The following is a 21,353-nucleotide window of genomic DNA, read 5'->3' as shown; positions in this document are numbered from 1 at the left end:
ATCAACTGTGACCTGGGGCTTTCCCGCAGAGCCCCCTATCGGATTCGAACCGATGACCTACGCATTACAAGTGCGTTGCTCTGGCCAGCTGAGCTAAGGAGGCGCGTGCGATGAAGTCTAACCTCAGAGCCCACGGCCATGGACAGCGGATTTCACAGGTCAGGACTGCTGACAGAACCCGAAACCCCGGGTAGCGTCACCGACAGTCCACCCAGGTGGACCAGACCAATTCTCCTTCCACTCGGATCGTCCGGCACGTTCCTGCCGGTAGAAGGGCACATCACCATGGCTACAGTCACGTTCGACAAGGCGACCCGCGTCTACCCGGGGTCCACCAAGCCCGCCGTCGACCAGCTGGAGATCGACATCGCGGACGGCGAGTTCCTCGTCCTCGTCGGTCCCTCCGGCTGCGGCAAGTCGACCTCCCTGCGCATGCTCGCGGGTCTTGAGGACGTCAACGGCGGCGCCATCCGCATCGGTGACCGCGACGTCACGCACCTGCCGCCGAAGGACCGGGACATCGCCATGGTGTTCCAGAACTACGCGCTCTACCCGCACATGTCCGTCGCCGACAACATGGGCTTCGCGCTGAAGATCGCCGGCGTGAACAAGGCGGAGATCCGCAAGAAGGTCGAAGAGGCCGCGAAGATCCTCGACCTCACCGAGTACCTGGACCGCAAGCCGAAGGCGCTCTCCGGTGGTCAGCGCCAGCGTGTCGCGATGGGCCGCGCGATCGTCCGTGAGCCGCAGGTCTTCCTCATGGACGAGCCGCTGTCGAACCTCGACGCCAAGCTCCGCGTCTCGACCCGTACGCAGATCGCCTCGCTCCAGCGCCGCCTGGGGATCACGACGGTCTACGTCACCCACGACCAGGTCGAGGCCATGACCATGGGCGACCGCGTCGCGGTCCTCAAGGACGGTCTGCTCCAGCAGGTCGACTCGCCGCGCAACATGTACGACCGCCCGGCCAACCTCTTCGTCGCCGGCTTCATCGGCTCCCCGGCCATGAACCTGGTCGAGGTCCCGATCACCGACGGCGGCGTGAAGTTCGGCAACAGCGTCGTCCCGGTCTCCCGCGAGGCGCTCTCCGCCGCCGCCGACAAGGGCGACACCACCGTCACCGTCGGTGTCCGCCCCGAGCACTTCGACATCGTCGAGCTGGGCGGCGGCGAGGCCGCGAAGTCGCTGTCGAAGGACACCAACGACGCCCCGGCCGGTCTGGCCGTCTCCGTCAACGTCGTCGAGGAACTCGGCGCCGACGGTTACGTCTACGGCTCCGCCGACGTCAGCGGCGAGCACAAGGACCTGGTCGTCCGTGTGAACGGCCGCGCCGTCCCGGACAAGGGCACCGAGCTGCACGTCGTCCCGCGCCCGGGCGAGATGCACGTCTTCTCCACCAAGACGGGCGAGCGCCTCAGCGACTGATTTCGCAGGTACGACTGCCGTGAGGGGCCCCGCACTTCGGTGCGGGGCCCCTCACGCGTTTAACGGTCGACCCTGCGGACTGTCGACAAATACCCCGGCACAGCGGGCATTTCGATCTCTGTACGTCAACACCCCATTCGAAAAGGGACATCGAACCATCCCCCATGAGGGTGACTGAATGTCGCCAAATCGTCACCTGGCGCTACGCTCACTCGCGTGACCCACACAGCACGCCGCATCGGCCGAACTCTCGCCCTCGTCCTGCCCGTCGTCCTGGTGCTCTCCGGGACCCTCGCCGTCACCCGCGTCCCGTGGGTGGCCGGCACTCCCGAGTCCCAGATCCTGACCGCGTCCGCCGAGGACGTCTCCACCAAGGCCAAGTCCCGTGCCCCGCAGGATATTCTGCGCGACCGGCTGCTGCTGGAACTTCAGGAAAAGGACCCCGGCACGGCCCTCACGCACCTCCAGCGCGAGGTCGAGCGCCGCCCCTCGCTGGCCAAGCACTGCATGTCGATCGCCCGCGCGCTCGGCCGTGCCGCCGTCTCCCACTACGGTCCCACACGTGCGCAGTCCTATTCGCGCCCCGTCTGTGACACGTCCTTCGCCACCGGCGTCGCGAACCACCACAGCTGACCGCGACGGACTGCCCGCATCCGGCGAAGCCGACGAAGACGAAGGCCCTGACAGTGCCCTGCGGCGCCCCATGCGCCGCATATCGTCCCCCGTATGACAGCACCCCTCCCCCACAGCACGCCCGCGACACCCACGCAGGCCGTCGTACTGGCCGGCGGACAGGGCTCGCGGCTGCGGCCGTACACCGACGACCGCCCCAAGCCGATGGTCGAGATTCCCGGAACCGGGACTCCGATCATCGGCCATCAGCTTTCCTGGCTGGCGGCGGAAGGCGTCACTGACGCCGTCGTCTCCTGCGGCCACCTCGCCGAGGTCCTCCAGGACTGGCTCGCCGAGAACGCCTCCGAACTCCCCCTGCGCGTCACGACGGTCGTAGAGACCCAGCCGCTGGGACGCGGCGGCGGCCTCAAGTACGCGGCCCGCCGCCTCCCGCACCCCGAGCAGCCCTGGTACGCCACCAACGGCGACATCTGGACCCGGTTCTCGCTGCGCGAGATGGCCGCCTTCCACGCCGAGCGCGACGCCACCGCCACCCTCGCCCTGGCCCGCCCCCGCATCCCGTGGGGCGCCGTCGAGACCGACGCCTTCGGCCACATCACCGACTTCATCGAGTCGCCGCCGTCCCCGTACCTGATCAACGCGGGCGTGTACGTCTTCTCGGCGGCCTTCACCGCCCTCCTGCCGGACCTGGGCGACCACGAGCGCACCACGTTCCCCCGCCTCGCCCGCTCCCGCAGCCTGGCCGGCTTCCCGCTGCCGCAGGGCGCGTACTGGCGGGCCATCGACACCGCCAAGGACCTGACCGAGGCCGCCAAGGAGCTTGCCTCCCAGCGCGGTTGACGTACGACGCGGGGCCCGGCACTTCGGAAAGTGCCGGGCCCCGCGTCCTGCTCATACCTGCCGTACGGAACTCGCTAGCCGAGCAGTCCGCCGATCACCTTGTCCTCGCCACCGCCGCCGGAGCCCCCGTTGCTCCCCCCGCCCGAACCGCCGGAGCCGGAGCCGCCGGAGTCCGAACCGCCGGTGCTGGAGCCGCCGTTGCTGCCGCCGCTGGACGTGGGGCCCGCCGTGCTGGTGGCGGGCGGTCCCGCCGTGGTCGCGGCCGGGCCCGACTCCCGGGTGGGGGTACGGCCCGTGCTGCCGCGGGTCTCGCTGGGACCGGCCGTCGCACCCGCCGTGGTGGAGGCGCGCGGGCTGCCCGAGGAACTGGGCCGGGCCGACGGCGAAGCGGAACCGCTGGCCGTGGGCGACGGCTTCTGCTTGCGCGGCACCTCGCCGGTGCGCTTGGCACCGGGCTCCTTGGGGAGCGGCCGGCCGGGCAGGTGGTTGACCGGGTCGTCCTCCGGCCCCGGTACGACGACCTCGGCGGACCGGACGGCCCCGCCGAGCACGGAACCGACCAGCAGGGTCAGCCCGACCACCAGCGCCACCATCAGGAACCCGCGCCGCAGCACCCGGCGCCGCAGCTCCCACACCTCGCTGCGCGGACCCAGCGTGCGCCAGGCCTCGCCCGCGAGCCGGGAGTCCAGGGAGTACACCGGGGCGCCCGCGATGATCAGCGGCGACCAGGCGGCCAGGTAGATGATGTCCGGCGCGTCGTACGCCGGGACGCTCTTCCAGCTCACCGTCAGCAGCAGCGCCGCCGACAGCAGCGTCCCGAGCACGCCCGCGACCCGCTGCCACAGCCCCAGGATCGTCAGCACACCGACGATGACCTGGAGGAACGCCACGGTGAGCCCGGCACCGACCGGGTGCTGGAGCGCGAGCTCCCTGAGCGGCTCGGCGAGCGCCCACGGGTGCAGCGAGTTGAGCCACTTGACCATGGAGCCGCGCTCGCCGCCGTCGAAGAAGACGGGGTCGCAGAGCTTGCCCATGCCGGCGTAGATGGAGATGAAGCCGAGGAAGATCCGGAGCGGCAGCAGCACCACCCCGAGGTTCATCCGCCGGTCGGGATAGAAGGAGTGCCGGGAACGCCCGTCACCGCGCGTCCCGCGCTCCTCCGGCTCCCCCTCGTCGTCGTACGGGAGTTCCTCGGACTCGTAACTGTCGTACGCGCCCTCGGCCTGCCGCATCCTGGGCAGCATCCGGGTCTGCGGCCCGCCGTCGCCCGGACCGCCGACGACCGGGTTCTGCATGGTCTCGTCGGGGGTGGCGCCGGCGGCACCGATGCGCGGGATCAGCTGGGTGGCGCCCGCGTCGAGGTCGAGGCCGTCGGGGCCCGGACCGCCGGCACCTGGGCCGCCGGGGCGGGTCGCGGTCGCGGTCGAGTTCCGTACGGCCTGGAGGAGCCCGCCCGCGCCGGGGTCGCCCGGCGCTGACTTCCCCGACCACACGACGGGTGCCCGGCGGCGCCCGGCGGCGGCACCGGCCGCGGCCGCACCACCCACCGCGGCCGCCCCGGCCCCGCTCATCGCCGGCATCATCGCGGTCTCCGCCAGCGCACCCCGCGCGCCGGAGGAGCGCGCGGTACTCGGAGCGAGCTGCACGCGGAAACTGGCGTGGTTGACGATGACCTGCGCCGGGTCGCAGGGCACCTTGACCATGCTCAGTGCGGGCTGATCGTCGAACCCGGGTGTTCTGGTGTCCACACTCATCTAACCGAGTGATGTGTGCTTAGGACACTGCCTTGACGGCACCGATCTGTCCGAGACCCGTCAAATCAGCACGTTCCCACGGACCTCGCAGGTCAACGCAGGTAGACGAAGAGGGCCCCGGATCAGCTCGACCGATTCCCGGGGCCCTCTATCGCACTTATGTCGCTTACTTCCGGCGACGCGCCGTTTCGTACAGCACGATCCCCGCCGCGACACCGGCGTTCAGGGACTCGGCACCGCCCGGCATCGAGATGCGGACGCGGTAGTCGCAGGTCTCGCCGACGAGACGGCCCAGGCCCTTGCCCTCGCCTCCGATGACGATGCAGACCGGGCCCGCGAGCTGTTCCAGGTCCTCGACCTTGTGCTCACCGTCGGCGGCCAGGCCGACGACCGTGATGCCGGCCTTCTTGTACTCCTCCAGGGCCCGGGTCAGGTTGGTGACGCGGGAGACCGGCGTACGGGCGGCCGTACCGGCCGAGGACTTCCAGGCACCGGCGGTCATGCCGGCGGCACGCCGCTCGGGCACGACCACGCCGTGGCCGCCGAAGGCGGAGACGGAGCGGACGATGGCGCCGAGGTTGCGCGGGTCGGTCACGCCGTCCAGCGCGACGATCATCGGCTCCTCGTGGTTGTCGTACGCGGCGTCCACCAGGTCCTGCGGGTGGGCGTACTCGTACGGCGGGACCTGGAGGACGACGCCCTGGTGGTTGAGGCCGTTGGTCATCCGGTCCAGCTCGGCGCGCGGCGCCTCCATCAGGTTGATCTTGCCGCGCTCACCGGCGAGCTGGAGGATCTCGCGGACCCGCTCGTCGTTGTCGATGTACTGCTGCACGTAGAGCGTGATGGCGGGGACGCCGTCGCGCAGGGCCTCGTAGACCGGGTTGCGGCCGACGACCATCTCGGAGGTGCCCTTGCTGCCGCCGCGGCGCGGGGCGGGGCGGCGGGCCAGCGCGTGCTTGGCTTTGGCGCTGGCGAGACGGTTCGCCTTGTGCTTCTTGCGGTCCTCCGCCTTCGGGGTCGGGCCCCTGCCCTCAAGCCCCTTGCGGCGCTGACCGCCGCTGCCGACCTGCATGCCCTTCTTGTTGGCGGTGCGGCGGTTCCTGCGTTGGCTGTTGCCGGCCATGACTACCTGTTTCCTGTGGATCCGGCGATCCACATGGTGATGCAGATCGTCTACGTCGTACATGAAAGTGTGCCGCCCGGCGCTCCGGGCGGCACATCGGAATGCCCCTGGGGGCACTGCGGAAAGCCCTGGTACTACCGGGGCCCGAGGGTCCACCTCGGCCCCGACGGGCTGTCCTCGATGACCAGTCCCGACTGCTGGAGCTGGTCGCGGATGGCGTCGGCCGCCGCCCAGTCCTTGCGCTCGCGCGCGGACTGACGCTGGTCGAGTACGAGCCGTACGAGAGTGTCGACGACCCCGTGGAGGTCCTCGCCGCGATCGGACTCGCCCGCCCAGTGTGCGTCAAGCGGGTCCAGACCGAGAACCCCGAGCATCGCGCGGACCTCCGCCAGGCGCTCGACGGCGGCTTCCTTGTCGTCCGCCGCCAGGGCGGAATTGCCCTGCCGGACGGTGGTGTGGATGATCGCCAGCGCCTGCGGGACCCCGAGGTCGTCGTCCATGGCCTCGGCGAACGCGGGCGGCACCTCGGCTGCGGGCTCCACGACGCCCCCGGCCTTCTCCACCACCCGCTGCACGAATCCCTCGATCCGCGCGAACGCGGACTCGGCCTCGCGCAGGGCCTCCTCGCTGTACTCGATGGCGGAGCGGTAGTGCGGAGTGCCGAGGTAGTAGCGCAGCACGATGGGGCGCCAGGCCTTGACCATCTCGCTGACCAGGACCGAGTTCCCGAGGGACTTGGCCATCTTCTCGCCGGCCATCGTCACCCAGTGGTTGTGCACCCAGAAGTTGGCGAAGTCGTCGCCGAACGCCTTGGCCTGGGCGATCTCGTTCTCGTGGTGCGGGAAGATCAGGTCGATCCCGCCGCCGTGGATGTCGAAAGCCCGGCCGAGGTACTTGTGCGCCATGGCCGAGCACTCCAGGTGCCAGCCGGGACGCCCGCGGCCCCAGGGCGACTGCCAACTGGGCTCGCCGGGCTTGACGGCCTTCCACATGGCGAAGTCGCGGGGGTCGCGCTTGCCGGTGATGCCTTCCTCGGCGGGCTGGCGCAGGTCGTCCAGGTCCTGGTTGGAGAGCTCCAGGTAGCCGTCGTACGAGCGGACGTCGAAGTAGACGCTGCCGTCGGCCTCGTACGCGTGCCCGCGCTCGATCAGGCCCTGCATCATCTCGACCATCTCGGTGATGTGACCGGTGGCGCGGGGCTCGTAGGTGGGCGGCAGGCAGCCGAGGGCGGTGTAGCCGTCGTTGAAGACGCGCTCGTTCTCGTAACCGATGGCCCACCACGGGCGGTCCTGCTCGGCCGACTTCGCGATGATCTTGTCGTCGATGTCGGTGACGTTGCGGATGAAGGTGACGTCGTAGCCGCGGTAGGTGAACCACCGCTGCATGATGTCGAAATTCAGTCCGGACCGGATGTGCCCGATGTGCGGGGCGCCCTGCACGGTAGCGCCACACAGGTAGATCGAGACACAGCCCGGGATGAGGGGGGTGAAGTCACGCGTCTGCCGGGCGCTGGTGTCGTACAGGCGAATAGTCACCCCACAAGGGTACTGAGTGTTTGGCGTAGCGCGGGCCGGTCCCCGCCCCGGTTACGCATCGGATACCTGCGGCCGGGGCGGGGGTGTTCCGGCGGTGTCCGGCCCCCGGGAACTCAGATGCTGCCGACGACCTTGCGGGCGCGGACCCGGACGACCACCCGGGCGTCGTCGTTGACGGACGACGGGTTGAACTCGGCGTACTTCTTGCCGGTGTACTTCACCGCCAGCTCGTCGATGAGCTCCTGGCCGCCCTCGGTGGTCATCTCGGCGGTACCGCGGATCTCGGCGTAGCTGTACGGGGCGTCGAAGGGCTGCACCAGCACGGTGACGCGCGGATCGCGGCGCAGGTTCTTCTCCTTCCGCCGCCCGATCGTGGTCGAGAACAACACGTCGTCCCCGTCCCGCTTCACCCAGACCGGCGATACCTGGGGGCTGCCGTCGGGCTGGATGGTGGCGACGGTGATGAAGACGGGGCTGTCGAGCAGTGCCTTGAGCTGGTCGCTGAGCGCGGCAGACATGAGCATGATCCTTCCGAAAAGACACAATTCCGTGCCCCTACCTCTACCCTGCCCCCCACCCCCAAAGCCGCCCCCACGCCCGAGCCCCGAGCCTCCTTGGGCGGCGGGGCCGCCCCCCGGGGGCGGAACGGGCGGGCAAGGGGGCGGCCCCCGGCGGAGCCGAACCCCCCGACCCCGCCCCCCTCCGCCACGGCCCCACCCCACACCCCCCCAACTCAGCGCCGATAAACCAACGCCGTGGCAATCGCCGCCAACCCCTCCGCCCTCCCCGTAAGCCCAAGCCCGTCACTAGTCGTCCCCGACACCGAAACCGGCGCCCCCACCGCCCCGCTCAACACCTTCTGCGCTTCCTCCCGCCGCTTCCCGACCTTCGGCCGCACCCCCACCACCTGCACCGCCACGTTCCCGATCTCGAAGCCCTCGGCCCGTACGATCCGCGCCGCCTCGGTCAGCAGCGTCACGCCGGACGCCCCGGCCCACTCGGGACGCCCGGTCCCGAAGTGCGCACCGAGGTCGCCGACCCCCGCCGCCGAGAAGAGCGCGTCGCACGCCGCGTGCGCGACCACGTCCGCGTCCGAGTGCCCGGCGAGCCCGAACTCCTCGCCCTCCCAGTGCAGCCCCGCGCACCACAGCTCACGCCCACGCTCGAAAGCGTGAATGTCGGTCCCGATCCCGACCAGCGGAATCACCGGACCGACCACATTCTCAGAAGCCATCGTTGGCCCTCCTCCGTGCGAGTACCGCCTCGGCCAGCACCAGATCGAGCGGCCGGGTCACCTTGAACGCCTCTTCGTGCCCCCGGACCACCACCACCGGTGCCCCGAGCCGCTCCACCATCCCCGCGCAGTCCGTCGCACCCTCACCGCTCGCCGGTACGGTCTCGTGCGCGCGCACCAGCGTCGCCCGGTCGAAGCCCTGCGGTGTCTGTACGGCGCGCAGCAGCGCGCGCTCGGGAGTGGCGACGACCGGTTCGGCCGTGCCGTCGGTACGGGGTTCGACCTGCTTGACGGTGTCGGCCAGCGGCAGCGCGGGCACCACCGCCGGCGCCCCGCCCCGTACCGCCTCGATCACGGCGTCGACGGTGTCCACCGGAACCAGCGGGCGTGCCGCGTCGTGCACCAGTACGGCGGTGATGTCGTCGGGCAGTACGTCGAGGCCGAGCTTCACCGACTCCTGCCGGGTGTCGCCGCCCGGCACGACCAGGAAATCGGTGCGCTCGGGCAGCGCGTGCCCGTACTCGTCGAGCATGGCCTTGACCTCGCCCGCCCCGTCGGACGGGGCCACCACGACCACCAGTGCGACGTACCGCGAGGCGGCCATCGCGCGCACGGCGTGAATCAGCATCGGGGTCCCGTTGAGCGCGCGCAGCGCCTTGGGGGCGCCGGGGCCGAGCCGCGTGCCACGGCCCGCGGCGGGGATCACGGCGGCGGTACGGCCGCCCGTACCGCGCCCAGGATCACCAGGGGAAGCGGGGGAAGCGCTTGCAGGGGTGTCTTCGACTGTCATCGGCTACTCCGGAGGTTTGTCGCCTCGCCCGGCATGGGTATGGCCTGGGGGGTACCCCCTGGTCGCAAGGCCTGGGTGGAGTGCCGCGCGCTGCGCTCTGACCGGCCCCTTCCGTGACAGCCGTCCAGGGAGCCGCACCGGCACTTCATCAACACCGCAACGCACCGCATGCGGAAACGATCTTTGAAGAGAAAAATGATGCCGCGATGTCCGTCGGCGGACTGCGGACACAGTCAACCGGCGGACATCGCGGCATCACAACAAATCAAACGCGCGCACGCCTCACGGCGCACACGCGAGAGTTACGACGCGAGAACCTCGTCCAGCAGGGCCTCGGCCTTGTCCTCATTGGTGTTCTCCGCGAGGGCCAGCTCGCTCACCAGAATCTGGCGCGCCTTCGCGAGCATGCGCTTCTCGCCGGCGGAGAGACCACGCTCGCGCTCACGACGCCACAGGTCACGCACCACTTCGGCGACCTTGATGACATCGCCAGAAGCGAGCTTCTCCAGATTTGCCTTGTAACGACGGGACCAGTTCGTCGGCTCTTCTGCGTACGGTGCGCGCAGCACCTCGAAGACCCGGTCCAGCCCGTCCTGCCCAACCACATCGCGAACGCCGACGAACTCCGCATTGTCCGCCGGTACACGAACCGTCAAGTCGCCCTGGGCGACCTTGAGCACCAAGTAGGTCTTGTCCACGCCTTTGATCTGGCGAGTCTCAATGGCCTCGATCAGCGCGGCCCCGTGATGGGGATAGACCACGGTGTCGCCAACCTTGAACGTCATGTGACAGGTACCCCTTCCGTGGCTATCCAGAGTAACACGGAAACTGCTTGTTCTGAATGGCGTTTCCGCAGGTCAGGGCATATCTCGGGGCTTGACAACTACAACAGGAACGTGCTGCGGCAGGCTTCCGGAAGACGGTATTCGCAGGTGGGAGCGGCTCTGCGGGCGACGAGAAACGCGCACGTTACACGCACCGCAGAGGCTCACAGAGGGGCTGAACGTCCCGGTTTGCCGGGTTCCACAAGGTGAACTTCGTCTACTCCGTTCGGAGATCGATCACCCGTACGGCGGCAATCCCGAATTGATCAACGCACCGTCTTGATCAATTCCCGCCGTCCCGCATTCCCCTCGAATTCAAGCCATGGAACCCTGCACAAAATACGGCCACCGCGCACACCCCCCGGTCGTACTCGGGGGAGGCCGGGGCAATGCCGGGGCCGTCGCTCCGCGCACCTCTCGGGGGTGCCCGGCGGGGAGGGGCGGGTCGGGTGCGTCGGCCGGTCACCGGCTCGGTAACCTAAGCGCGCATCACGTCCACCGCCCGTAACGTCCTAGGAGTTGCCGCCGCCGTGAGCCGCAGCCTTCGACGCGGCACTCTCGCCGCTACCGCCCTCGCGTTCTCGATCGCCTCGCTCGCCGCATGCGGTGCTGGCAACGACGCACAGACGCTGGCCATCAAGCCGGACAACGCCGCGACCTCCGTCGACGACGGCAAGATCAAGCTCCAGAACGTCACGGTGATCACGCAGCCCCGCGAGAAGGCCAAGGGTCACGCCGTCGGCGAGGGCCCCGCGGTCGTCGCCGCGACGCTCTTCAACAACGGTGACAAGCCGCAGACCCTGGACGCGGTCAAGCTCGGCGGCAGCAGCGCCGAGGTGAAGCTGACCCCGGCCAAGGGCCTCACCGGCAAGATCACCGTGCCGGCCGGCGGCTCCGTCGTCATCGGCGGCAAGGACAACGCGTCCGCCGTCGTCCAGAACGGCCGCGAGGCCGCGCAGAACGGCAACGCCCAGCCCGTCACCTTCAGCTTCAGCGAGACCGGCAACGTGACGCTGCGCGCCTTCGTCGTCCCCGCCGTCGGCCACTTCGAGGGCTACGGCCCCGAGAAGGTCCCGGCCGCCCCCTCGGGCACGCCGTCGGCCCCCGCGAGCGGCTCGCCGTCCGCCACGGCGACCGGCGCCCCGGGCACGAAGCCGACCAAGCCCGCGGCCGGCGCGACCGGCTCCCCGTCCGGCACCCCGAGCGGCACCCCGGCCCGCTGACGTACCCGTACGACATGAGGAAGGGCCCCGCCGGAGCGATCCGGCGGGGCCCTTCCCCGTACAGGCTCAGGAGGAGCGGGGCGGTTTACGGCTCGAACTTGTAGCCCAGGCCGCGCACCGTGACCAGGTAGCGCGGGGCGCCCGGGTCCGGCTCGATCTTGGCGCGCAGGCGCTTGACGTGGACGTCGAGGGTCTTGGTGTCGCCGACGTAGTCCGCGCCCCAGACCCGGTCGATGAGCTGCATACGGGTCAGCACGCGGCCCGCGTTGCGCAGCAGCATCTCCAGGAGGTCGAACTCCTTCAGCGGGAGGTCGATCTTGGCGCCGCCGACCGTGACGACGTGACGGTCCACGTCCATCCGGACCGGGCCGGCCTCCAGGGCGGCCGGAGTGACCTCCTCCGGCTCTCCCCTGCGGCGCAGGACGGCGCGGATGCGGGCGATCAGCTCGCGGGAGGAGAAGGGCTTGGTGACGTAGTCGTCGGCTCCTATTTCCAGGCCGACGACCTTGTCGATCTCGCTGTCCTTGGCGGTGACCATGATGACGGGCACGTTGGAGCGCACGCGCAGCTGGCGGCAGACCTCCGTGCCGGGCAGGCCGGGCAGCATCAGGTCGAGCAGGACGAGGTCGGCGCCGTTGCGCTCGAACTCGTCGAGGCCGTCGGGGCCGGTGGCCGCCACGGCGACCTCGAAGCCCTCCTTGCGGAGCATGTAGGACAGGGCGTCGCTGAAGGATTCCTCGTCCTCGACGACGAGCACTCGGGTCACGGAAGGACCTCCGGGGCAGGGGTGTGAGCGCGGATGGGAGTCTCGGTGGTGTCATCGGGGCCGTCGGCGGGTTCGTCGTCGAACTCCTCGACGTCGTCGGGTCCGACGAGGGGGCGGCCCGGGGTGTGTTCCACCCTGGCCTCCCTGACGGAGCCCGCTTCGGGCAGCCGCAGGGTGAAGGTGGAGCCCTGTCCCTCGGAGCTCCACACGGTGACCTCCCCGCCGTGCGAGGCGGCCACGTGCTTGACGATGGCCAGGCCCAGGCCCGTACCTCCGGTGGCGCGGGAGCGGGCCGGGTCGACGCGGTAGAACCGCTCGAAGACCCGCTCGCGGTCGCGCTCGGAGATGCCTATGCCCTGGTCGGTGACGGCTATCTCTATGAGGTCGCCGCCGGGGGCGGACACCCGGCGGGCGGCGATGCCAACGCGGGTGCGGGCGGAGCTGTAGTTCACGGCGTTCTCGACGAGGTTGCCGAGGGCGGCGGCGAGCTGGCCGCGGTTGCCCCAGACGTGGAGTCCGGAGGTGCCGCCGGCCTGCATGGTGATCTGTTTGGTGGAGGCGGTGTGGCGGCTGCGGTCGATGGCCTCGGCGACCAGCTCGTCCACCCGTACCGGCTCCGAGTCCTCCAGCGGGTCGTCGTTCTGCACCCGGGAGAGGTCGATGAGCTCCTGGACCAGTGAGGTGAGCCGGGTCGCCTCGATCTGCATCCGGCCCGCGAAACGGGTGACCGCCTCCGGGTCGTCCGAGGCGTCCATGACGGCCTCGGAGAGCAGCGAGAGCGCGCCGACCGGGGTCTTGAGCTCGTGGCTGACGTTGGCGACGAAGTCGCGTCGTACCGCTTCGATGCGACGGGCCTCGGTGAGGTCCTCGACCAGCAGGAGTACGAGGCGGGAGCCGAGCGGGGCGACCCGCGCGGACACCGCCAGGGCCTCGCCGCGGCCGGTCCCCCGGCGGGGCAGGTCCAGCTCGACCTGGCGTATCTCGCCGTCCCTCCTGGTGTCCCTGGCCATGTGCATCATCGGCTCGACCGCCAGCTTCCCGCCCCGGACCAGGCCCAGGGCGTACGCGGCGGAGCTGGCCTTCACCACGTTGTCGCTCTCGTCGAGCACGACGGCGGAGGAGCGCAGCACGGAGAGGACCGTGTCCACGCCCGGGGGCAGGGTGCCGTTCGCCTCGGGGCGCAGGGCGGAGGAGCGGGTGGGCCGCTTCTGCTCGCGCTCGCTCCAGCGGAACGCGAGCATGGCGATGATGCCGGTGCACAGTCCGGCTATCGCTGCTGCTGCGGCCACTGCCGCGTTCACGTCCATGTGCACCAGGTTATGCCTGGTCACTGACATGGCCCCAAGCGAATGGGTGTCAGCTCGAACGTTCGTCGCCCAGAGTTCACCAAGGGGATGGTGCTGGTTCACTTGGTCGGCCGTAACCGGACGCGTACCGGACAGATGGTGGGAATGTGGGGGCCGGAGCCCCGCCAGACCCCGGAAATCACCACTGCAGAGAAGTCAGGAAGTAGGGACACCCATGCGGGACGCGTACCACGAGGAACTGGACTCCATCGGCGAGGACCTGGTCGAGATGGCCCGCCTCGTCGGGTCCGCGATAGGGCGGGCCACCACGGCCATGCTCGACGCGGACCTGAAGCTGGCGGAGAGCGTCATCGCCGCCGACCAGAAGGTGGACGACCTCCAGCACGACCTGGAGGCGCGCGCCATCGCCCTCCTCGCCCGCCAGCAGCCGGTCGCCACCGACCTGCGCATCGTCGTCACCTCGCTGCGGATGAGCGCCGACCTGGAGCGCTCCGGCGACCTCGCGCAGCACGTGGCGAAGCTGGCCCGGCTGCGCTTCCCGGCCACCGCCGTACCGAACGACCTGCACGCGACCATCCTGGAGATGGGGCAGCTGGCACAGCGCCTGATGGCGAAGTCGGCGGAGGTCATCATCACCAAGGACGTCGACCTGGCCCTCCAGCTGGAGCAGGACGACGACGAGATGGACAGCCTGCACCGCACCCTCTTCCAGCACCTGATGGACGACCGCTGGAAGCACGGCATCGAGACCGCCGTCGACGTCACCCTCCTCGGCCGCTACTACGAGCGCTTCGCGGACCACGCGGTCTCGGTGGCCAAGCGCGTGGTGTACCTGGTGACGGGCGAGCACGCGGACGAGATCCAGGCGGCCCAGGGCGAGACCGCGCAGGCCTAGAAAGCGGGCGCGAGAGCACCACTCCCGTGCAGGGCGCATCGACTCGTGTGCTTCCGCGCGCTGTTGATGCGCCCTCGGGCTGGGCATGCAATGGATAGGGATGGGGGCGGCCGTACGGCTGCACCCCCTGCCTTGCCTACGAGGAGGACCCATGGCTCTGCTCACCCCCACCGTCCCCGCGGTGACGGCTCCCCCGGGCGGGACGCTCTCCTGCGGCTGCGGCCCGAGCTGCCAGTGCGGCTGCCAGTCGGGCGGCGGCTGCCAGTGCGGCGGCAGCTGCGGCTGACCACCGGCCGACGGCATCGACGGCCGCCGGCATCGACGAAAAGGCCCCCGACGGCGGAGATCCGCTGCCGGGGGCCTTTCGCGTGGCTTGTGGGCGTTACTTCTTCTTGCCCTGGTTCTTGACGGCCTCGATGGCCGCGGCCGCCGCGTCCGGGTCGAGGTACTTGCCGCCCTTGGTGACCGGGCGGAAGTCGGCGTCGAGCTCGTAGTAGAGCGGGATGCCGGTCGGGATGTTCAGGCCGGAGATGTCCTCGTCGGAGATGCCGTCGAGGTGCTTGACCAGGCCGCGCAGGCTGTTGCCGTGGGCGGCGACCAGGACGGTCTTGCCGTCGAGGAGGTCCGGGACGATGCCGTCGTACCAGTACGGCAGCATGCGCTCGACGACGTCCTTGAGGCACTCGGTGCGCGGGCGCAGCTCAGAGGGGATCGTGGCGTAGCGGGCGTCGTCCGACTGCGAGAACTCGGTGCCGTCCTCAAGGGCCGGCGGCGGGGTGTCGTACGAGCGGCGCCAGAGCATGAACTGCTCCTCGCCGAACTCGGCGAGGGTCTGCGCCTTGTCCTTGCCCTGGAGGGCGCCGTAGTGACGCTCGTTCAGGCGCCAGCTGCGGTGGACCGGGATCCAGTGGCGGTCCGCGGACTCCAGCGCGAGCTGGGCGGTGCGGATGGCGCGCTTCTGGAGCGAGGTGTGCAGTACGTCGGGGAGCAGACCGGCGGCGGTCAGCAGCTCACCGCCCCGTACGGCTTCCTTCTCGCCCTTCTCGGTGAGGTTGACGTCCACCCAGCCGGTGAACAGGTTCTTCGCGTTCCATTCGCTCTCGCCGTGGCGGAGGAGGATCAGCTTGTACGGTGCGTCGGCCATGCGTACGAGCGTAATCGACATTTCGGCCACCCTGCGCGCCCGCGGGGACGGATCGTGCGGTAAGGGACGGCCGGACCGTGGATTGAGGACCTTCGTCAATTGAGTGGCGGGCCGGGCGGCCGCGTCAGTAATTTGCGCTTGCTGCCAGAGCCACTTACATCCCTGGAGGAGTCCGATGTCCGTCACAGGGATGTCCAGGTCCGGCGGACCGATGCGTCCGCTGCGTCCGGTACGTGCGCTGCGCGAGAGCGTCTCGGGGCTGCCCCGGGCGTTCTGGTGGCTGTGGACGAGCACGCTGGTCAACCGGCTGGGGGCGTTCGTCGCCACCTTCATGGCGCTCTACCTGACGCTGGAGCGCGGCTACTCGGCGACGTACGCGGGCCTGGTCGCCGCCCTGCACGGGCTCGGCGGCGTCGTCTCGTCGCTGGGCGCCGGGGTGATGACCGACCGGCTGGGCCGGCGGCCCACGATGCTGATCGCGCAGCTGTCGACGGCCTTCTCCGTCGCGCTGCTCGGCTTCATGGAGCACCCGGTGGCGATCGCGGGGGTGGCCTTCCTGGTGGGCATGGCGTCCAACGCCTCGCGGCCGGCCGTGCAGGCGATGATGGCGGACATCGTGAAGCCCGAGGACCGGGTGCGGGCGTTCTCGCTCAACTACTGGGCGATCAACCTCGGGTTCGCGGTCTCGTCGGCGGGCGCCGGTTTCCTGGCCGAGTACAGCTACCTGGCGGGCTTCCTCATCGAGGCCGCGATGACGCTGTTCTGCGCGGTCGTCGTCTTCGTGAAGCTGCCGGAGACCCGGCCCGTGCGGACGGTCGCCGAGAAGGCCGCCGAACCCCGGACCGGGCTGGGGACGGTGCTGCGGGACGGGCGCTTCATGAGTGTGGTGGGGCTGTCGTTCCTGGTCGCCCTGATCTTCCAGCAGGGGTACGTGGCGCTGCCCGTCGCCATGGGGGCCGACGGCTTCAGCAGCGTGGACTTCGGCACGGCCATCGCGGCCAACGGGGTGCTGATCGTGGTGCTCCAGATCCCGGTCACCCGCTTCATCGAGCACCGCGACCCGCGCCGGCTGATGGTCCTCTCGTCGCTGCTGGCGGGGTACGGCTTCGGGCTCACGGCGTTCGCCGGATCGCTCGGGGTGTACGTCCTGACGGTGTGCGTGTGGACGCTCGCCGAGATCATCAACTCGCCCGTCCAGATGGGCCTGGTGGTACGGCTCTCGCCCGTCCACGGGCGCGGCCGCTACCAGGGGATGTACACGCTGTCCTGGTCGGTGGCGGCGCTGGCCGCCCCGCTGATGGGCGGGTACGTGATCGACCGGTTCGGGTCCGAGTGGCTGTGGGGGGCCTGCGCGGTGATCGGGACGCTCGCGGCGGCCGGCTACTGGCTGTTGATGCGGGGGCTGCCGGAGGGGGCGCCGGGCGAGCATGCCTCCCCCGCGGAGGGACAGCAGGCCAAGGACAAGGGGCCGGCTGCGGGGGTCATGCCGGGGGCGTGACGGCCGGGTCAGTCGCGGGGGCGGGTGAGGTGGGTGAAGGCATCCAGGTTGCGGGTGGACTCGCCCCGCGAGACCCGCCACGCGTACTCCTTGCGGATCGCGGACGCGAAACCGAGTTCCAGGAGGGTGTTGAAGCTGCCGTCGGCGGCTTCGAGCACCGAGCCCAGGAGGCGGTCGATCTCGTCGGGGGTGACGGCCGAGAGCGGGAGCTTGCCCGCGAGGTAGATGTCGCCGAGGGAGTCGATCGCGTAACTCACCCCGTACAGCTTCAGGTTCCGCTCCAGGAGCCAGCGGTGGACGGCCGCGTCGTTCTCGTCGGGGTGGCGGATGACGAAGGCGTTGAGCGAGAGGGAGTGCTTCCCGATGATCAGCGAGACCGTCGTGGAGAGCTTGCGGGTGCCGGGGAGGGTGACGACGTAGGAGCCAGGCCGGGGGCTCTCCCACTCCAGCCCGGCCTCTTTGAGGGTCGTTTCGAGCGTTTCCCGTGTCGCGTCCGGTGTCTCAGCCATGGTGCGAGCGTACGTGGCGGCGGTGTTCGTGCATCGCCGCGGTGTAGACGTCGGCGGTGGCCGACGCGGCGGTGTCCCAGCCGAAGGCCTGGGCGTGCCGGGCGGCGGCGTCGCCCATCCGGGAGGTGAGCTCGGGGTGGTCGATGAGGCGGCGCAGGGCGCGTGCGTAGGCCGCCGGGTCGTGGCCCTCGACGAGGATTCCGGTCAGGTCGTCCCGTACGGCGACGGGCAGGCCGCCGACCGCGGCGGCGACCACCGGCGTCCCGGCGGCCTGGGCCTCGATCGCGACCAGGCCGAAGGACTCGCTGTACGAGGGCATGACGAGGACGGAGGCGGCCCTGAACCAGTCCGCGAGGCGGTCCTGGCCGACCGGCGGGCGGAAGCGGACCACGTCGGCGATGCCCAGGCGGGCCGCCAGCTTCTGGAGCTTCTCCGGCTTGGCCATGCCGCTGCCGCTGGGGCCGCCGACGACCGGCACCACCAGCTTCGTACGCAGCGAGGGGTCCTCGGCGAGGAGCACGGCGACGGCGCGGAGCAGGATGTCGGGGGCCTTGAGGGGCTGGATGCGGCCCGCGAAGAGGGGGACGAAGGCGTCCTGCGGGAGGCCGAGGCGGGCCCGGGCGGCGGCGCGGCCGTCGGCGGGGCGGAAGCGGTCCAGGTTCACGCCGGGGTGGACGACGGCGACGTGGCCGGGGTCGGCCTCGTAGTGGCGGACCAGTTCGTCGGCCTCCTCCGCGGTGTTCGCGATGAGGCGGTCGGCGGCGCGGACGATCTGGGTCTCGCCGATGACGCGGGCGGCGGGCTCGGGGGTGTCGCCCTCGGCGAGCGAGGCGTTCTTGACCTTGGCCATGGTGTGCATGGCGTGCACGAGGGGGACGCCCCAGCGTTCGGCGGCGAGCCAGCCGACGTGGCCGGAGAGCCAGTAGTGGGAGTGCACGAGGTCGTAGTAGCCGGGGCGCTGGCCTGCCCAGGCCTGCATCACGCCGTGGGTGAAGGCGCAGAGCTGGGCGGGCAGCTCTTCCTTGGCGAGTCCTTCGTAGGGGCCGGCGTCCACGTGCCGTACGAGGACGCCGGGGGCCAGTTCCACGCTGGGCGGGAGGCCGCCGGTGGTGGCCCTGGTGAAGATCTCGACCTCGATGTTGATCGCCGCGAGGCGCTTGGCGAGCTCGACGATGTAGACGTTCATGCCGCCCGCGTCGCCGGTTCCCGGCTGGTGCAGGGGTGAGGTGTGCACGCTGAGCATGGCTATCCGGCGCGGCTTGCGCGGGGCGCTGCCGGGGAGGCGCAGGCGGGGCGGGGCCGCCGCGGCCAGTGTGCCGGTGAGTCGGGAGACGTACTGGCTCACGTCGACGGTCCTCCTCGACAGGGGGCGGGCTCGGGGCCAGGCTCGGGCGGGGTGCTCGGGCGGGGTGCTCGGGCGGTGCTTGGACGGTGCTGGGGAAGTGCTGTGGGCAGGGCTCAGCGGGGCGCGTGGCCCTTTCCAACGGGGTGAACAGCGGAATTCCCCGGTCCATTTCCGTTTTGCCAAATCATTACGTTGCGCTCCCGGTGCGCGCGTTCCGCTTAGGCTCCTTCCATGGTTTCCCGCACGTCCCCCTCGCGCCCGGTCGGCGCCGTCACCCGCGGGACCACCAACCCGAACCGGCTGCGCCGGATGGACCGCTGGATCGCCGCCGTGCACGGCCCCGAGCTGCTGCGTACGCCGGGAGCGGTGGCGGTGGACCTCGGTTACGGGGCCGCGCCGTGGACAGCGGTGGAGCTGCTGGGGCGGCTGCGGGGGGCGGCGCCCGGCGTCGAGGTGGTCGGCATCGAGATCGAGCCCGCGCGGGTGAGTGGCGCGAAGCCGTACGAGCGGGAGGGGCTGACCTTCCGGCACGGCGGCTTCGAGGTGCCGCTGGACGGTGACCGGCGGCCGGTGCTGATCCGCGCGGCGAACGTCCTTCGACAGTACGACGAGGAACAGGTGGCCGCCGTCTGGCGGCGGCTCTGCGACCGGCTGGCCCCGGGCGGGCTGCTGGTGGAGGGGACCTGCGACGAGATCGGGCGGCGGCACGTGTGGGTGGCGCTGGGTCCCGCCGGGCCGAGGACGGTGACGTTCGCGACGCGGCTGGGGTCGCTCGGGCGCCCCTCGGACCTGGCGGAGCGGCTGCCGAAGGCGCTGATCCACCGGAACGTGCCGGGGGAGCCGGTGCACGCGTTCCTGCGGGACTTCGACCGGGCGTGGGCGGCGTCGGCGCCGTTCTCGTCGCTGGGGGCGCGGCAGCGGTGGATCAGGGCGGTGCGGGACCTGTCGGCGGACTGGCCGGTGACCGGGCCGCACTCCCCCACCGGGCATGCCCCGGCGGACGGGGAACGGCGGTGGCGGCAGGGCGAGGTGACGGTGCGCTGGGAGGCGCTGGCGCCCCGGAATGCCACGTACCGGTGAATAACTGACGTCTTTCGGGGCGGCGGGGGAATTCGGGGAACGGGATGTCGATCTCGTTCGTCGGACGAGTGTGCACGGGAGTGCGGGTGTGCACGGAAGGGCCGGAAGGTTCCTGGGGGTCGTGAGGGGATGTCGTTGCCGCCTCTGTCGCTTTTGCGGGAGGCGTGGCAGCATCGCCGGAGCGTCGCCAAGTTACTGACGGTAAATCAGATATGGGTCGGTCTTCCGGCCCGGCCTTCGACTTACGACCTGTTCCGGGGGGAGCTCATGAACCGACCGACCCGACGCCACCGTGCCGCCGCCGCGCTCGCGCTGGTCTGCGCCCTGAGCGTGCTCGTCGCGCCGGGGCAGGCGTCCGCCGACCCCGCTCCGCCGCCGCCCGCGGCCGGGGGCGACGGGGACAAGAGCCTGGACCAGGTGCGAAGAGAGATAGCGGAGCTGTACCGGAAGGCGGCCGTAGCCACCGACTCGTACAACCTGGCCGAGGACCAGGCGCAGAGCCAGTCCGGCGAGATCGTGAAGCTGGCCCGGTCGATCGTGGCGGGCGAGCAGCGGATCGAGAAGCTCAAGGACCGGCTCGGCGCGCAGGCCCGCGCCCAGTACCGGACGGGCGGGGTGCCCAAGAGCGCCCAGCTGATGCTGAGCGGCAACCCGGACTACTTCCTGCGCGGCGCGGGCCAGATGAAGCAGGGGCAGCAGGCGGTCAAGCGGATGCTGGACGAACTGACCCGCACCCAGGAGGACTTGCGGACGTACTCCAAGGACGCTTCCAGCCAGTGGGAGAAGCTGGAGGCCAACCGCAAGCGCAAGGAGAAGGCGCAGAAAGAGGTCAAGAAGCAGATCGACGCCGCCGAGAAGCTGGAGTCCCGCCTTGAGGTGAAGGAGCGGGACCGGATGCTCCAGCTGGAGCAGGACGAGCAGTACCGCGCGCAGTCGGCCTGGCTGGGCTCGGGGGCGCTCAAGGGCGGCAAGGGCGGGGCGGCGACGGCACAGGGCCGGCAGGCGATCGGGTACGCCACGGACCAGATCGGCAAGCCGTACATCTGGGGAGCGGAAGGCCCCGGCGGCTTCGACTGCTCCGGCCTCACCCAGCAGGCGTGGGCGTCGGCGGGCCGCGACATACCGCGCACCTCGCAGGAGCAGTGGCGGCTGCTGCCGAAGGTGCCGGTCTCGCAGATGCGTCCCGGCGACCTGATCGTGTACTTCTCCGACGCGAGCCACATCGGGATGTACGTGGGCGACGGAGCGATCGTCCACGCGCCCCGGCCGGGGCGGAACGTGACGATCGCGGGAGCGGGCTCGATGCCGATACTCGGGGTGGTCCGCCCGGGCTAGGACCGGGCCGGGGCCGGGGCGGGACCGGGCTGGGACCGGGGCGGGAAGCGTCTTCGCGGCGCCCGCCGCGCACCGGTCCGTGGCGTGATCTTT

General features: G+C 70.7%; 21 protein-coding genes and 1 tRNA gene. 9 read left to right on the top strand and 13 right to left on the bottom strand.

Features of this window, described 5'->3' with window-relative positions:
• Positions 1–29: 29 nt before the first annotated feature.
• Positions 30–103: transfer RNA gene (locus tag ACZ5PB_RS36805), tRNA-Thr, on the bottom strand.
• Positions 104–285: 182 nt separating this feature from the next.
• Here ACZ5PB_RS36805 and ACZ5PB_RS36800 point away from each other — a divergent pair.
• The 3 genes from ACZ5PB_RS36800 to ACZ5PB_RS36790 all read left to right on the top strand — a co-directional run bounded on the left by ACZ5PB_RS36800 (position 286) and on the right by ACZ5PB_RS36790 (position 2,898).
• Positions 286–1,425, top strand: coding sequence for an ABC transporter ATP-binding protein (locus tag ACZ5PB_RS36800; protein WP_468697350.1), 1,140 nt, complete (start codon positions 286–288; stop codon positions 1,423–1,425).
• A 216-nt stretch (positions 1,426–1,641) separates the two neighbouring features.
• A complete protein-coding gene (locus ACZ5PB_RS36795; RefSeq protein WP_468697348.1) occupies positions 1,642–2,058 on the top strand; it encodes a hypothetical protein in 417 nt (138 codons plus the stop codon).
• 93 nt (positions 2,059–2,151) lie between these two features.
• Entirely contained in the window at positions 2,152–2,898 is a 747-nt protein-coding gene (locus tag ACZ5PB_RS36790) for a nucleotidyltransferase family protein (protein WP_468697347.1), read from the top strand.
• A gap of 74 nt (positions 2,899–2,972) precedes the next feature.
• Here ACZ5PB_RS36790 and ACZ5PB_RS36785 read toward each other — a convergent pair whose 3' ends face one another.
• From ACZ5PB_RS36785 to ACZ5PB_RS36755, 7 genes are all read right to left on the bottom strand, one after another.
• Positions 2,973–4,652, bottom strand: a complete 1,680-nt coding sequence (locus tag ACZ5PB_RS36785) for a DoxX family protein (protein WP_468697345.1) — start codon at positions 4,650–4,652, stop codon at positions 2,973–2,975.
• Between the two features lie 166 nt (positions 4,653–4,818).
• Positions 4,819–5,775: a 23S rRNA (guanosine(2251)-2'-O)-methyltransferase RlmB gene (gene rlmB / locus ACZ5PB_RS36780; RefSeq protein ID WP_468697344.1), complete on the bottom strand. Its 957-nt coding sequence runs from the start codon at positions 5,773–5,775 to the stop codon at positions 4,819–4,821.
• 134 nt (positions 5,776–5,909) lie between these two features.
• Positions 5,910–7,310: a cysteine--tRNA ligase gene (gene cysS, locus ACZ5PB_RS36775; protein ID WP_468697342.1), complete on the bottom strand. Its 1,401-nt coding sequence runs from the start codon at positions 7,308–7,310 to the stop codon at positions 5,910–5,912.
• A 113-nt stretch (positions 7,311–7,423) separates the two neighbouring features.
• A complete protein-coding gene (locus tag ACZ5PB_RS36770) occupies positions 7,424–7,828 on the bottom strand; it encodes a PPOX class F420-dependent oxidoreductase (protein ID WP_468697340.1) in 405 nt (134 codons plus the stop codon).
• 215 nt (positions 7,829–8,043) lie between these two features.
• Positions 8,044–8,544 (bottom strand): 2-C-methyl-D-erythritol 2,4-cyclodiphosphate synthase, encoded by a 501-nt coding sequence (gene ispF / locus ACZ5PB_RS36765; protein WP_468697339.1) that lies wholly within the window; start codon positions 8,542–8,544, stop codon positions 8,044–8,046.
• Positions 8,534–9,334, bottom strand: a complete 801-nt coding sequence (gene ispD / locus ACZ5PB_RS36760; RefSeq protein WP_468697337.1) for a 2-C-methyl-D-erythritol 4-phosphate cytidylyltransferase — start codon at positions 9,332–9,334, stop codon at positions 8,534–8,536. Before ispD ends, ispF begins: the two co-directional genes overlap by 11 nt.
• Positions 9,335–9,636: 302 nt before the next feature.
• Positions 9,637–10,119 (bottom strand): CarD family transcriptional regulator, encoded by a 483-nt coding sequence (locus ACZ5PB_RS36755; RefSeq protein WP_003953493.1) that lies wholly within the window; start codon positions 10,117–10,119, stop codon positions 9,637–9,639.
• Between the two features lie 569 nt (positions 10,120–10,688).
• On the opposite strand from ACZ5PB_RS36755, the gene ACZ5PB_RS36750 reads away from it, so the two are divergent.
• The gene (locus tag ACZ5PB_RS36750; RefSeq protein WP_468697335.1) at positions 10,689–11,381 is read left to right on the top strand and encodes a copper chaperone PCu(A)C domain-containing protein; all 693 of its coding nucleotides are present in this window, start codon (positions 10,689–10,691) and stop codon (positions 11,379–11,381) included.
• 85 nt (positions 11,382–11,466) lie between these two features.
• Here ACZ5PB_RS36750 and phoP read toward each other — a convergent pair whose 3' ends face one another.
• Positions 11,467–12,147 carry a two-component system response regulator PhoP gene (gene phoP, locus ACZ5PB_RS36745; RefSeq protein WP_266652519.1) on the bottom strand — a complete coding sequence of 227 codons (681 nt, stop codon included), beginning with the start codon at positions 12,145–12,147 and terminating at the stop codon, positions 11,467–11,469.
• A complete protein-coding gene (gene phoR / locus ACZ5PB_RS36740) occupies positions 12,144–13,454 on the bottom strand; it encodes a two-component system sensor histidine kinase PhoR (RefSeq protein ID WP_468697462.1) in 1,311 nt (436 codons plus the stop codon). The genes phoP and phoR overlap by 4 nt, the downstream gene beginning before the upstream one ends.
• A gap of 214 nt (positions 13,455–13,668) precedes the next feature.
• On the opposite strand from phoR, the gene phoU reads away from it, so the two are divergent.
• Complete coding sequence (gene phoU, locus ACZ5PB_RS36735; RefSeq protein ID WP_468697333.1) at positions 13,669–14,349, top strand: phosphate signaling complex protein PhoU; 681 nt, start codon at positions 13,669–13,671, stop codon at positions 14,347–14,349.
• Positions 14,350–14,500: 151 nt separating this feature from the next.
• Complete coding sequence (locus ACZ5PB_RS36730; RefSeq protein ID WP_468697332.1) at positions 14,501–14,635, top strand: hypothetical protein; 135 nt, start codon at positions 14,501–14,503, stop codon at positions 14,633–14,635.
• A 96-nt stretch (positions 14,636–14,731) separates the two neighbouring features.
• On the opposite strand, the gene ACZ5PB_RS36725 is transcribed toward ACZ5PB_RS36730, so the two are convergent.
• On the bottom strand, positions 14,732–15,493 hold the full coding sequence (locus ACZ5PB_RS36725; RefSeq protein ID WP_468697330.1) for a phosphoglyceromutase: 762 nt from the start codon (positions 15,491–15,493) through the stop codon (positions 14,732–14,734).
• A gap of 175 nt (positions 15,494–15,668) precedes the next feature.
• Here ACZ5PB_RS36725 and ACZ5PB_RS36720 point away from each other — a divergent pair, with 175 nt between their 5' ends.
• On the top strand, positions 15,669–16,991 hold the full coding sequence (locus ACZ5PB_RS36720; RefSeq protein WP_468697328.1) for an MDR family MFS transporter: 1,323 nt from the start codon (positions 15,669–15,671) through the stop codon (positions 16,989–16,991).
• Between the two features lie 8 nt (positions 16,992–16,999).
• Here the strand turns inward: ACZ5PB_RS36720 and ACZ5PB_RS36715 are convergent, their stop codons facing one another.
• On the bottom strand, positions 17,000–17,500 hold the full coding sequence (locus tag ACZ5PB_RS36715; RefSeq protein WP_468697326.1) for a type III secretion system chaperone family protein: 501 nt from the start codon (positions 17,498–17,500) through the stop codon (positions 17,000–17,002).
• Positions 17,493–18,845, bottom strand: a complete 1,353-nt coding sequence (mshA, locus tag ACZ5PB_RS36710) for a D-inositol-3-phosphate glycosyltransferase (RefSeq protein WP_468697324.1) — start codon at positions 18,843–18,845, stop codon at positions 17,493–17,495. Before mshA ends, ACZ5PB_RS36715 begins: the two co-directional genes overlap by 8 nt.
• Positions 18,846–19,076: 231 nt before the next feature.
• On the opposite strand from mshA, the gene ACZ5PB_RS36705 reads away from it, so the two are divergent.
• The gene (locus ACZ5PB_RS36705) at positions 19,077–19,925 is read left to right on the top strand and encodes a class I SAM-dependent methyltransferase (protein WP_468697323.1); all 849 of its coding nucleotides are present in this window, start codon (positions 19,077–19,079) and stop codon (positions 19,923–19,925) included.
• A 267-nt stretch (positions 19,926–20,192) separates the two neighbouring features.
• The gene (locus ACZ5PB_RS36700; RefSeq protein WP_468697321.1) at positions 20,193–21,260 is read left to right on the top strand and encodes a C40 family peptidase; all 1,068 of its coding nucleotides are present in this window, start codon (positions 20,193–20,195) and stop codon (positions 21,258–21,260) included.
• Positions 21,261–21,353: the final 93 nt, after the last annotated feature.

Source organism: Streptomyces sp. NPDC032721 (assembly GCF_055579625.1).
This window is presented reverse-complemented; position numbering and strand designations above follow the sequence as displayed.